Origin of the sequence: Actinomadura sp. 9N407, assembly GCF_044326315.1 — a bacterium.
Lineage (GTDB): Bacteria > Actinomycetota > Actinomycetes > Streptosporangiales > Streptosporangiaceae > Spirillospora.
This window is the reverse complement of sequence record NZ_JBIRAW010000008.1, coordinates 324,200-335,591: the sequence shown is the minus strand read 5'-3', so window position 1 is coordinate 335,591 and position 11,392 is coordinate 324,200. Positions and strand designations below refer to the sequence as shown.

The window sequence follows — 11,392 nt, the reverse complement described above, 5'->3', positions numbered from 1 at the left end:
GGAGAGAGGCCGCAGGAGATCTTGCATCTCGTCGGGCCGCGATAGGGCGAACACGCCACGAGTCAACCGGTGACGCGCTAGGCGGTCTTGGCGAGGGCCTGGTCGATGTCGGCCCAGAGGTCGTCCGGGTGTTCCAGGCCGACCGCGATGCGTACCGTGCCCTCGCCGATGCCGGCGGCGGCCAGGGCTTCGGCGTCGAGCTGGCGGTGCGAGGTACTCGCCGGGTGCATGACGAGGGTGGACACGTCCCCGAGCGAGGCGGCGAGTGACAGCAGCTCGACCGAGTCGGTGAAGGTGCGTCCGGCCTCGCGGCCGCCCTGGACGTCGAACGACAGCACCCCGCCGGCGCCGTCCGGCAGGAGCCGCTGGGCGAGCTCGTACTGCGGGTGGCTCGCCAGGCCCGGGTGGGCGACGTGGGTCACGGCCGGGTGCGCCTCAAGGCGGTGGGCCAGGTCCAGGGCCGTCCGGGTCTGCCGCGCGATGCGCAGCGGGAGGGTCGCGAAGCCGCGCAGGGTGAGCCAGGCGGCGAACGGGTCGGGCGCGGCCCCGAGCTCGATGGAGTGCTTCCAGACCTGCTGATACTTGACGTCGTCCGCGAACACCGCCACGCCGCCAAGGATGTCGGCGTGGCCGCCCATGTACTTGGTGGCGGAGTGGATCACGATGTCGGCGCCGTGCTCGAAGGGACGGCACAGGACGGGAGCGAAGGTGTTGTCGACCACGGCCGTCACGTCGGCGTCGCGGGCCACGGCGATGAGCGCGGGGAGGTCGGCCACCTGCGTGGTCGGATTGGCGATGGTCTCCAGGTAGAGGAGGCGGGTCTGCGGGCGCAGTGCCGCACGCACCTCTTCGGGGTCGTTGCCCGACACGTGGGTGACCTCGACGCCCCAGCGTTCGGCGAGGCCGGCGAGCAGCGCGTACGTACCGCCGTACAGGCAGGACTGGGCGATGACGTGGTCGCCGGAGCGCAGCAGGCCCATCAGGACGGCGTTGATCGCGCCCATCCCGGAGCCGGTCGCCAGCGCGGCGGTACCGCCCTCCAGATCGGCGACGGCCTCCTCCAGGGAACGGACCGTCGGGTTGGCGAAGCGGCCGTAGAAGAACGCCGATCGGGGGCCCGCGAACGCGTCGGCCATCGCGTCGGCGCCGTCGAAGGCGAAGATGTGCCCCTGGTGGATCGGAACGCCGATCGGGCGGCTGCCGACGGGCTCGATCACGTGCGGGTGAACGGCGCGGGTCTCCGGATGCGGCCGGGAGTGATCGTGGTTCATGCTTCCAGCCTGCGGCAATGTCCCCGGAACGGGTAGGGCCAATTCCCGCCAGTGGCCCGGGCCGCGACCCCCCTGTCCCAGCACGCGGCACCGGACCACCGCCGGTCCGCGGCCGCTCCGGGTCCCCGGGTCCGTGCCGGTGGAGCGTGCCGCCGGCGCTCCACCCCGCAGGGAGCGCCCGCGGCGGACGGCGCGAGCCCCGGTCGCGGAACGGACGCGGCCGGAAGCCACGAGCATGCCCCAGGGGACAACTACGGGACATCCGGGATTTCACCGGCAATACCCCGCAAATTAGGAGGATGCCCCCTCGAACAGCCGCCGGTACACGCAGCGCAGACCGTGGATATCACTGACCGGCTCCCCGAACACGACCCGGAGGTCGACCGCGTCCCGTACCGCGTCGGAGTAGCGCAGCCACATGCCGTAGCGGTCGAGCGCCACCGCGCGTACGACGGGATCCCGCCCTTCGCGCGCGGCCGGGACACTCGCGGCACTCCTGGCATTCAGGGCACTCGGGATGTTCGCGGCACTGTTCAGCCGGCGCAGCATCGTGACCAGTTCGGGGCGGTGGCATTCGTCGAGGTGGGAGAGGATACCGCCCTCGACGGCCACGAGCGGGTCGGGCACCGCCCCCGCGTACTCCTCGGGCTCCAGCGCGGCACTCCCCCACATGTCGTGGATCTCGACCTCGGCGACCTCCAGCGCGAGCACCGTCCAGCGCCGCCCGCCCTGGGCGGAGGCACCGGCCTCCAGCAGTTCGGGGCGCGGGTGCAGCCGGGAGATCCGCAGCGCGGCAGCGCGGCGCTCGTCCGCCGGGACCTCGGTGATCCAGCCGTGCAGCCAGGCCCGGCCGCGTACCCGGTCGGGCAGCGGGATCGGGGCCACGTCGGAGATCCGCAGCGTGGCGGGGATGTCGGGCTCGCCGGCCAGCGCCGCCACCACGGCCGACTCGGCGGGCAGCAGCAGCAACGGGCGGCCGTCGATGTCGGTGGCGTGCGCGGAGACCGGCGCGTACGGGACGCCGGGTACGGCCAGGACGCCGTCGGCAACTCCGTAGGACAGGGTCCGCGCGCGCTCTCCGGCCGTGGGCCGCTGGGCGGTCGCCGCTTCGCTCGCCTCGCTCATCCGGGGGAACCTCCTTGATCGGGACGGGGCTTGACGGGAATGCACAGGTTAGGCTTACCTAACTAAGGTTTACCTAACCACCGAAGGAGGGCAATGAACAACCCCCGTCCCAAGGTCAAACTGTCCCGGGCTTTGGGAATCCCACTGACCCCCAAGAGCGTGAAGTACTTCGAGGCCCGCCCGTACCCGCCGGGCGTGCACGGCCGGGCCCGCAAGACCGAGTCCGACTACAAGGTGCGGCTGCGCGAGAAGCAGCGGCTGCGGGCGCAGTACAACATCCGCGAGGCCCAGCTGCGCAACGCCTTCACCAAGGCGGCCAAGGCCGGCGTCAAGACCGGCGAGGCCCTGCTGATCGACCTGGAGCGCCGGCTGGACGCGCTCGTGCTGCGGGCCGGGTTCGCCCGTACGATCTACCAGGCCCGGCAGTTCGTCGTGCACCGCCACGTGCTGGTGAACGGCCGCCGCGTGGACCGCCCCTCGTACCGGCTCCGGCCCGGCGACGTCATCACCATCGCCCCGCGCAGCCAGTCCATGGTCCCGTTCCAGATCGCCGCCACGGGCGAGCACACCGACGCGGTGCCGCCCTACCTGGAGGTACGGGCCGACGCCTTCGCCGCGCGGCTGTCGCGACTGCCCGAGCGCAAGGAGATCCCGGTCATCTGCGACGAGCAGCTCGTGGTGGAGCACTACTCCCGCTGACCAGGGGAAATCCCCCGCACCGACCCCGACTAGCCCAGATCGCCCAGATCGCGGCGGGCGTGCTCGCGCAGCGTCACCGTCGCCGCGACCAGGTGCCGCCGCGCCTCGTCGCTGAGCGGGGCGGCGAAGTGGCGGTCGAGGGTCTCGGCGTGCACCCGCAGCGCCTCGGCGAGCTTGTCGCGCCCGGCCTCGGTCAGCTCGACCAGATGGCGCCGCCGGTCGCCGGACGCGGCCCGGCGGCGGACGTATCCGTCGCGTTCCATCCGGTCGACCAGCCGGGTCATCCCGCCGCTGGTCAGGATCATCTCGCCGGCCAGGAAGCCCATCGTGTGACCGCCGTCCGCGCCCGCCCGCGACAGCCGCAGCAGCACCTCGAACACCGGATGCCGGATCCCGCACCGGCGCTCCAGCTCGCGCGCCGCGATCCGTTCCAGCAGCGCGGTCGCGGCCAGCAGCGCCCCGAACTCCTGGACGATCCCCTCCGGCTCCGGCGCCGTCGTCATCGATGCCCCCTCTCGGCGAACGCGTCGCGCCCCGTACGGTCTCGCCGTACGGGGCGCGAAGGGTCCGGAGTGAAGCCTAGGGCTTCTCGGTCTCCTTGGCCTTGGGCTTCTCGCTCGGCGAGGGGCTGGTCGGGACGTTCGGGATCGCGTTGTTCGCCGGGGTCTTGTCGTTGGCACCCGAGGCGTACATCTTGGTGACCTTCCACGCGCCGTCGGTCTTGGCGATGGCGAGCCGGATCAGCGTCGCGGGCGCGTCGTGCGTGCCCTGGGCCGTCTTGACGCTCACGTCCACCGCGATGGTCGCCGCGGCGAACCGGTCGTCGATGTCGCCCACGAACACCTGGTTGGTCTTCGAGGTCAGCACGAGTTCCGGGTTCTGCTTGAACGTGTTGCCCAGGCTGGGCAGCGTGCTGGCCTTGAAGCTCTCCAGCAGGTCGCCGCCCATGAGCCCCTGGGCCTTCTTCATCTGCTCCTGGTAGTTGGACGCGTTGTAGTTCAGCGCCACGTCACCGTACTCCGAGGCGACCTTGGAGACCGCCGCGCGCTCGTCCGCCTCGCTCGACAGCCCGCTGGCCGTCCGCCACTGCCAGATGGCCAGCGTCGCCAGCAGCGCGATCAGAATGATCACCACGATGGCCGCGGTCGAGCCCATCCCGAGGAACGTCCGCCCCTCGCCCTTGTCGAGCGAGACCGCGGCGGCCCTGCCGGCGGGCGTGGCGGCGGGCTTGATCCGAGGCCTGGAACGCTCCGCCGCCAGGGGCGCGGGAACGTCGTCCTCCTCGACCTCGTCGTCCTCCTTCGCCATAGCCGCGGCCTTGGCCGCCTTGGGCGGTGCCGACTTGGCCTTGGCCGCCTTGGGCTCGCCGGCCTCCTCCGCCTCGTCCTCGGCGTCCATCGCGTCGAGGACCTCGTCGAGATCCTCGTCATCGAGTACCTCGATGACCCTGACCCGTCGCTTCCGGCGCACCGGCTTCGCCGTGTCCTCGCCGGGCGTCTCGACCTCCTCGGCCGTGGCGTCCTGCGTCTCGACGGCGTCGACGTCCGCGGCGTCCTCGTGGCTCTCGGGGACGTCCTTGGGGGTCTTGCCTGTCACTTGAGGTACTCCTCGGGGGTCGGGATCAGTCCTTGCGCCGCCGCCGCAAGCGCAGCCGGGACATCGCGGGAACCGAGCCCGCCATCACCCGGATGAGCACCAGCAGCGCCAGCACAGGGGGGACGTACACTAGCCACATCGGCGGCCCGCCGGAAGAGTCTTCCGAGGTCCCGGCCGCTTTCTGGGCCCTGGTGTCCGGACCCTGGATCGACGGATCGTGGGTGGGGATCGTGTCTCCGGGCTCCTTGGCCTTGTACGGCTTCTGCTGGGCCGTGCCCGGGTTGCGGCCGTCCCGGCAGGCCGGGATCTTGTTCGTGGCCGGCTGCGGCAGCGGGTACTTGTACTCCAGCGTCGCCAGCCTCTTCGTCGTGAGCAGGAAGACCACGTTGAGGACCGGCTTGCCCTGGTCCATCCCGATGACGTTGTCGAGAACGACCTTCAGCTCCGGCGCCCGCGCCAGGGTCTTGCGCAGGTCGGCCAGGATGTTCGGGTTGTGACCGGTAAGCCCCAGGTTACCCAGCGAGTCCACCGTACATTCGAAGTCCGGGCCCGTCTTGTCCAGCAGCCCGTTCACCTCGGCCAGCAGGCCGGGGCCGTCGTCGCGCAGCTGCTTCAGCTCGCCGCGGACCTGCGACAGGGCGCCGGTGAGGGCGGCCAGGTTGTCGACCCCCGCACCGAGGTTGTCGCGGTTCTGGTTGAGCACGCCGGTGATCTTGCCGAGGTCCTTGGTGAGCCCGTCCAGCAGCTCGCTGTTCTCGGCGAACGTGGCGGTGAGCTGGTCACCACCGTTGATGATCTTGCGGATCGAGTCCTCGCGGCCGGACAGCCCCGCCGACAGCTCGTGTGTGAGCACCCGGGCGTCGTTGGGGTCGATGGCCTTGAGCGAGTCGATGACCGCGCCGAACAGGTCGCCGTACTTCGGCGGCACCGAGGTCTTCGACACCGGGATGACCGCGCCGGCCTTCATCTCCGGACCGGCGGTGCCGGTCTTCGGCGGGGACAGCTCGACCACCGGCTCGCCGACCGCGGACTTGCGCGCCGCGGCGGCCGTGACGCCCGCGGGGATCGACACGCCGTCGTCGATGTCGAGCTTGACGACGACCTTGTTCTTCTCCAGCCGGACCGAGTCGATCTTCCCGATCCGCATCCCCAGGTAGTCCACCTCGAAGTTGGGGTGCAGGCCGGGCGAGGACTCGAACTCCACGGTGATGTTGTACGGGTTGTCGATGAAGTCGAACCGGATGATGCTGGTCAGCGCCCATACCGTCATGACGACGGCCAGGGTGCCGAACGTCACGAGGTTGATCAGTACACGGCTGGTCATCGCGGCGGCTCCAGCAGATTGTCGAGATCCGGCAGCGCGTCTTCCAGCCCCTTGGGCAGCTTGGGCCCCTGCTTCTGCGCGTTCTTGTTCTTGTCGTCCTTGGCGCCGGCCTGGCCGCCGTTCGACTCGGGCAGCAGCGGTGTGCCGTCCGGCCAGGTGACCTTCACGAGCGGGTACAGCAGCAGCTGGCCGTCATAGCTGGCCTTCGGCAACTTGGTGGAGAACGACACCAGGCCGTTCACCAGGTTGGTCAGCCGCTCCCGGTTGCCGCCCAGCTGGGCGATCACCGGGTCGAGGTCGGTCAGCAGCTTGCGCAGCCGCAGTACCCGCCCCTCGAGCACCTTGTCGTTGAGCTCCTTGGACATCCGGGTGAGCTTCTTGACCGTGGCCAGGATCTTGTACTTGTTCTCGTTGAGCAGCTTGGTGGTGCGCTCCAGCTCGCCGGGCGCCTTGGCCAGCTCGTCGCTGCCCTTGGCCAGCGAGTTGCCCAGCTTGGCGAACTGGTCGACCGAGTGGATCAGCTCGGCGCGCTGCGCCGTGAAGATCTTCAGCAGGTCGCTGGACTTGGCGATCGCCACGTTCAGCCGCTGGCCGTTGCCGTCCAGTGCCCCGGCGCCGGTGTTGACGATGGTGGCGATGTCGTTGCCGGCCAGCGCCTGCAGCAGTGGCCCGGCCTGCCCGACGACCTGCTCGAACGCCGGCTGGACGCTGGTCTTGGCGATGGCGCCGCCGCTGGGCAGGAACGGGCCCCTGTCCATGCTGCCGCCCGGAGGCAGCATCAGGTCGACGAAGTTCTCGCCGAGCAGCGAGGTCACCTTGATCTCGGCGGTGGTGCCGGCCGGGATCGGATGCCCGTCGATGATCGACAGCGTGGCGGTGGTCTTGTACGTCTTCGGGTCCAGCTTGATATCGGTGACGCTGCCGACCTTGACGTCCGACATCTGCACGCTGTGCCCGACGACCAGGCCCTGCACGTCCTCGAACGTGGCGGTCAGCTTCAGGTCGCCCTGCGGGGCGCCCGCGGTACGGATCGAGCAGCCCGTCAGCGCGGCCACCAGCACGGCGACCAGCGCGACGGCCGTCAACCTTCCCATCGCCATCAGTTCCCGCCTCCGTTCGCCATCCACGGACAGTTGGAGTTGGGCGCGGGCAGCGGGCAGTCGACGTCGTCGGAGTTCTGCAGGCCCTTGAGCCAGGTGCGCAGGAACGCGTCGGTCGCGAACCGGATCTGCAGCGACTTGTTCTCCGGGTTGTAGGCCCCGATGAGCGCGTCGCCGATGCCGGGCAGCGCGTCCAGCAGCTGGGCCAGCGACTTGGAGTTGCCCTTCAGGATGAGCGCGACCCGGGTGAGGATGGCCAGGTCCGCCGGCAGCTGCCCCTTGTACTTCTTGAGCAGCTTGCCGCCGTTCTTGGACAGCTCCAGGATCCCGCGGACGAGATCCTGCAGCTCGCCGCGCTCGGCGCTCAGGACCCGGGTGGCCTCACCGAAGTTGCGGATCATGTGGCCGAGCACCTGCTCGCGGCCGCGCACCACGCCCGAGAGCCGCTGCAGGTTGCGCGCGACCTCCATCAGCTCCTTGTCCTGGCCGGCGATGTTCTCCACCAGCCGGCCGCTCTGCTCCAGCGTGGCGTTGAACTCCTTGCCGTTGCCGTTGACGGTGTCGGCGGCCGTCCCGAGCGCCTTCTGCATCTTGGTGGGATCGAGCGCGCCGGCCAGGTTGGTGAACGAGGTGAGCGCCTCGTCCACCTCGACCGGAACGTGCGTGCGCTCGAGCGGGATGTCCGGGGAGGTCTCCTTGGGCTGGCCCGGCTTCCACGCCGGATGCAGCACCAGGTTGCGCTCGCCGACCAGGTTGAGCGGCACGATCGACGCCTGCACGCCCTTGGGCAGCGGGACGTCGTCGTCCACATGGAAGGTGACCTTGATCCGGTCGCCCGCCTTCTCGACCTTGTCGACCAGGCCCACGTCCGCGCCCATCACCTTGACCTTGGACTCGGGATAGAACGAGCGGGCCTTCGCGAACTCCACGGTCATCGTCCGCTTGCCGCCGGTGTCGGGCAGCACCGAGCACCCGACTCCGGCCGTCAGCACCACGCACAGGCCGGCCCCAAGGGTCGCCGTACGGGCTCGCCTGGTCGGCATCATCAGCCGCCGCAGCGTCACCGCACGGCCCCGCAGCTTGGTCGGCGTCATCAGTTGCCTCCTTGACCCGCCGGCGGACGCCGGGTGGAGATCGGGCCGGGCGGCTGCAGCGGCCCGAGGCCGGTGAGCAGGCCCTCGATGTAGTTGCCGTTCCCCTTGAGGTTGGCCACCTGGGTGAACGTCGGCCCGAGCAGCGAGAAGTCGGTGTTCATCGCGTCCAGGTTCGGGGCCAGCCGGGTGGTCAGCAGGTGCAGGTTGTCCATCAGCGTGTCGATCTCCTTCTGGTTCCTGGAGATCACGTTGGACAGTGTCCGCACCGTCCTGCTGCCCTGCCCGATCGTCGCCGCCAGCTCGTTGCGGCGCTGCACCAGGCTCTGCAGCAGCACCTGGCTGGAGTCGATGATCGCCTTGAGCTCCTTGTCCTTGGCGGCCAGCGTGCCGGTGATCGTCTTGCTGCTGGCGATCAGCTTCTCGATCTCGGGGAACGAGTCGTTCAGCGTCTGCGAGAGCTGGCGCAGGTTGACCAGGATCCGCTTGAGCTTGACCGCGCCGGGCGACTCCAGATTGTTGATCTGGGTCAGCAGCGTGTCGATGCTCTTCTGGTCGAGCTTGCCGACGATGTTCTGCGCGCCCTCCAGCGCCTCGGGCACCGTGAACGGCACCGTCGTGCGCTGCAGCGGGACCCGGCGCCGCGTCTCGGCCACGTCCGCCATGTACGGCTTGGCGACCGGCCCGGTCAGCCGCAGGTAGCGGCCGCCCATCAGGGTGGTCGTCTGGATCTCGGCCCGGGTGGCCGGGCCGAGGTCGATGCCCTCGTCGACATGCCAGGTCGCGATGACCGTACCGGTGGAGAAGTCCGGCTCGACCGAGGTGATCCGGCCCGCCTTCACGCCCGCCACCCGCACGTCCTGGCCCTTCTTCAGGCCGGCCGTCTCGGCGAACACCCCGCTCATCGAGTAGCCCTTGTCGAACAGGTGCAGCTGGCCGACCGCGAACGCGAACGCGCAGCCGGCACCGATCGCGGCCAGCGTGACGATCGCGACGATCTTGTGGTTGACATCGCGCAGCGACTTCAACGCCATCACCCACCACCCCCAAGGATGGACTTGAGCTTGGCCAGTTCCGCCGGTGTCGGCTCCTTCTGCGCCCCCGGCGACCGCGGCAGCTCCATCGGGAACGGGCACGGTCCCTGGACGATGTTCAGGCACAGCGCGTTGGTGCGCAGGAAGTGCCCGCCGTTGGCGGACGCGAACAGGCTGCGCAGGGTGAGCGGCAGCCGCTGGACCATCTTCTCCAGCTCGTCCACGTTCAGCCGGAACGTCTCGCTGAACTTGCCGAGGTTGTCGATGATCCGGGACAGCTGCGCGTCGTTGCCGCCGAGCACCTGGTTCAGGTTGGTCGTCACCCCGGCGACCTCGACCACCGCGTTCTCCAGCAGCCGGTGGTTGCCGGCGAACACCTGCGTCAGCTCCTTGAGGTTGTCGACGCTGGCGGCGATCTGCTTGTCGCGGGTCGCCACCGCCCCGCTGACGGTCGAGTAGTCCTCGATCATCTGCTCGATCGTCTTGCGCCGGGTGGAGAACGTCTGCAGCAGCACGTCGAAGTTCTGGATCAGCAGGTTGATGTTCTGCTCGTTGCCGTCCAGCGTCTGGGTGAACGCGAACAGGATCTTGTTGATCGCGTTCGGGTCCAGGTTGCGGGTCAGCGGCCCGAGGCTGTTGACGATCTCGCCCAGGTCGACCACCGACCGGGTGTGCGGGACCCGGGCGCCGTCGCGCAGCTTGCTCTGGCTGCGGCCGGGCTCCAGGTAGATGACCCGCTGGCCCATCACGTTCCGCCAGCGGACCGCGGCGGTGGAGTCGTCGGGGATGGTGACGCCCTTGTCGACCTCCATCTTCACCACGGCCTTGCCCTGCCGGACCTCGATGCCCTTGACCTGGCCGACCGGGGTACCCGACACCTTGACGACGTCGCCCTCCAGCAGCCCGGTGACGTCGTCGAACGTCGCGGTCAGCTTGTAGCGGGCCGCGAAGCTGGTGGCCAGGATCTGCTGCCCGATGAAGAACGTCAGCACCCCGGTCACCGCGATGAAGGCCACGAACTTCAGCGTCGTGGCGGTCGAGGGACCTCGCGCGTTGAGGCTCACGGCTTCACCTCCATCCGCGGGCCGGCGGACGCGCCCTGCGCGGGCTCCGGGCAGACGTCGATGATCGTCTTGCAGATGTCGAGCGGCAGCGTGGCCTTGGCCTGGGCGATCAGGGTGTTCTCCGGCCCGGGGATCCGGATGATCTGCGCCAGCAGCGAGAAGAACCCGTTCAGGCTGTCCAGCAGGACCGGGATGTTGCGGCGCTCCTGTGCGGTCACCGCGAGCATGTCGCCCGCGCCGTCGATGATGCTGCCGATGTTGCCGCCCTGCCGGGCCAGCGTGCCGCCGACCGTGTCGGCGAGCTTGCCGCCCTGGTCGAGCAGCTGGCTCACCTTGTCCGGCCGGTCGCTGATCACCGGCGAGAGCCGGTTCAGGTCGCGGATCGTCCCGTTGATCGTGTCACCGCGGGAACCGAGCGTGCCCGACAGCCCGTTGATGTCGCTGATCAGGCTCTGGATCACCGCCCGGTTGTCATGGGTGGCGTCGATCACCGTGGAGCCGTTGACCAGCGTCCGGCGCAGCGCCGGGCCCTGGCCCTCCAGTCCCGAGGAGAGCGAGCGCAGGATCGTGGTCAGCTCGTCGGGATTGATCGCCTGGGTGAGCCGGTAGGCGGGCCAGGCGGTCTCGGCGAGGTCCTGCGGGTCCTGCGTCTTGGTGATCCGGGCGCCGTCGGCCAGGTACGGGCCGCGCAGTTCACCCTCACCGAGGTCCAGCAGGACGTCCTTGGGCCCGAACACCGACACCGGCTCGACCCGTGCGGTCGTCGACTTCGGTACCCGGTAGCCCTCGTCCAGCCGCAGCCGGACCTTGACCCTGCCGCTGCGCTCCAGGTCGAGCGAGTCCACCGTGCCGACCGTGATGCCGCGGATCTTGACGTCGGACTTGCCGGCGTCCAGGCCCTGGCCGGCCCGGCCGAACGAGGCGTCGAAGTAGGTGGAGCCCCCGTGGTCCTGGGTCGAGCCCAGCGCCACGAGGGTCGCGGCGGCGGCGATGACGGCCATCCCCACCAGGCCGAACATGGTGCGGGAACGTGCCGAGAGCGGTTCGTCGCTCATGGGGTGGTCACCCCCTGCGTCTGTCCCTTGGAA

11 protein-coding genes are annotated in these 11,392 nt (G+C 69.8%); 1 reads left to right on the top strand and 10 read right to left on the bottom strand.

What is annotated here, in order from left to right; genetic code table 11:
* Positions 1-77: 77 nt before the first annotated feature.
* Entirely contained in the window at positions 78-1,271 is a 1,194-nt protein-coding gene (locus ACH34Q_RS15950; protein WP_395983701.1) for a trans-sulfuration enzyme family protein, read from the bottom strand.
* Positions 1,272-1,562: 291 nt separating this feature from the next.
* The gene (locus ACH34Q_RS15945; RefSeq protein WP_395983700.1) at positions 1,563-2,396 is read right to left on the bottom strand and encodes a DUF2470 domain-containing protein; all 834 of its coding nucleotides are present in this window, start codon (positions 2,394-2,396) and stop codon (positions 1,563-1,565) included.
* Positions 2,397-2,489: 93 nt separating this feature from the next.
* Between ACH34Q_RS15945 and rpsD the strand changes: the two genes are divergently transcribed.
* Complete coding sequence (gene rpsD, locus ACH34Q_RS15940) at positions 2,490-3,095, top strand: 30S ribosomal protein S4 (protein ID WP_395983699.1); 606 nt, start codon at positions 2,490-2,492, stop codon at positions 3,093-3,095.
* Positions 3,096-3,124: 29 nt separating this feature from the next.
* Here rpsD and ACH34Q_RS15935 read toward each other — a convergent pair whose 3' ends face one another.
* The 8 genes from ACH34Q_RS15935 to ACH34Q_RS15900 all read right to left on the bottom strand — a co-directional run bounded on the left by ACH34Q_RS15935 (position 3,125) and on the right by ACH34Q_RS15900 (position 11,359).
* Complete coding sequence (locus tag ACH34Q_RS15935; protein WP_395983698.1) at positions 3,125-3,598, bottom strand: MarR family winged helix-turn-helix transcriptional regulator; 474 nt, start codon at positions 3,596-3,598, stop codon at positions 3,125-3,127.
* A gap of 76 nt (positions 3,599-3,674) precedes the next feature.
* Positions 3,675-4,691: a hypothetical protein gene (locus tag ACH34Q_RS15930; RefSeq protein WP_395983697.1), complete on the bottom strand. Its 1,017-nt coding sequence runs from the start codon at positions 4,689-4,691 to the stop codon at positions 3,675-3,677.
* Between the two features lie 25 nt (positions 4,692-4,716).
* Positions 4,717-6,015 carry an MCE family protein gene (locus ACH34Q_RS15925; RefSeq protein ID WP_395983696.1) on the bottom strand — a complete coding sequence of 433 codons (1,299 nt, stop codon included), beginning with the start codon at positions 6,013-6,015 and terminating at the stop codon, positions 4,717-4,719.
* Positions 6,012-7,115, bottom strand: coding sequence for an MlaD family protein (locus ACH34Q_RS15920; protein WP_395983695.1), 1,104 nt, complete (start codon positions 7,113-7,115; stop codon positions 6,012-6,014). The genes ACH34Q_RS15925 and ACH34Q_RS15920 overlap by 4 nt, the downstream gene beginning before the upstream one ends.
* Positions 7,115-8,209, bottom strand: a complete 1,095-nt coding sequence (locus ACH34Q_RS15915; protein WP_395983694.1) for an MCE family protein — start codon at positions 8,207-8,209, stop codon at positions 7,115-7,117. Before ACH34Q_RS15915 ends, ACH34Q_RS15920 begins: the two co-directional genes overlap by 1 nt.
* Positions 8,209-9,240, bottom strand: coding sequence for an MlaD family protein (locus tag ACH34Q_RS15910; RefSeq protein WP_395983693.1), 1,032 nt, complete (start codon positions 9,238-9,240; stop codon positions 8,209-8,211). The genes ACH34Q_RS15915 and ACH34Q_RS15910 overlap by 1 nt, the downstream gene beginning before the upstream one ends.
* Positions 9,240-10,304 carry an MCE family protein gene (locus ACH34Q_RS15905; protein ID WP_395983692.1) on the bottom strand — a complete coding sequence of 355 codons (1,065 nt, stop codon included), beginning with the start codon at positions 10,302-10,304 and terminating at the stop codon, positions 9,240-9,242. The genes ACH34Q_RS15910 and ACH34Q_RS15905 overlap by 1 nt, the downstream gene beginning before the upstream one ends.
* Positions 10,301-11,359, bottom strand: coding sequence for an MCE family protein (locus ACH34Q_RS15900; protein WP_395983691.1), 1,059 nt, complete (start codon positions 11,357-11,359; stop codon positions 10,301-10,303). The genes ACH34Q_RS15905 and ACH34Q_RS15900 overlap by 4 nt, the downstream gene beginning before the upstream one ends.
* Between the last annotated feature and the right edge of the window lie 33 nt (positions 11,360-11,392).

What these genes read in the sequence shown, in the direction of transcription:
- ACH34Q_RS15950 (WP_395983701.1), bottom strand. Translation starts at nt 1,271, where the DNA reads ATGAACCACGATCACTCCCGGCCGCATCCGGAGACCCGCGCCGTTCAC.
- ACH34Q_RS15945 (WP_395983700.1), bottom strand. Translation starts at nt 2,396, where the DNA reads ATGAGCGAGGCGAGCGAAGCGGCGACCGCCCAGCGGCCCACGGCCGGA.
- rpsD (WP_395983699.1), top strand. Translation starts at nt 2,490, where the DNA reads ATGAACAACCCCCGTCCCAAGGTCAAACTGTCCCGGGCTTTGGGAATC.
- ACH34Q_RS15935 (WP_395983698.1), bottom strand. Translation starts at nt 3,598, where the DNA reads ATGACGACGGCGCCGGAGCCGGAGGGGATCGTCCAGGAGTTCGGGGCG.
- ACH34Q_RS15925 (WP_395983696.1), bottom strand. Translation starts at nt 6,015, where the DNA reads ATGACCAGCCGTGTACTGATCAACCTCGTGACGTTCGGCACCCTGGCC.
- ACH34Q_RS15920 (WP_395983695.1), bottom strand. Translation starts at nt 7,115, where the DNA reads ATGGCGATGGGAAGGTTGACGGCCGTCGCGCTGGTCGCCGTGCTGGTG.
- ACH34Q_RS15915 (WP_395983694.1), bottom strand. Translation starts at nt 8,209, where the DNA reads ATGACGCCGACCAAGCTGCGGGGCCGTGCGGTGACGCTGCGGCGGCTG.
- ACH34Q_RS15910 (WP_395983693.1), bottom strand. Translation starts at nt 9,240, where the DNA reads ATGGCGTTGAAGTCGCTGCGCGATGTCAACCACAAGATCGTCGCGATC.
- ACH34Q_RS15900 (WP_395983691.1), bottom strand. Translation starts at nt 11,359, where the DNA reads ATGAGCGACGAACCGCTCTCGGCACGTTCCCGCACCATGTTCGGCCTG.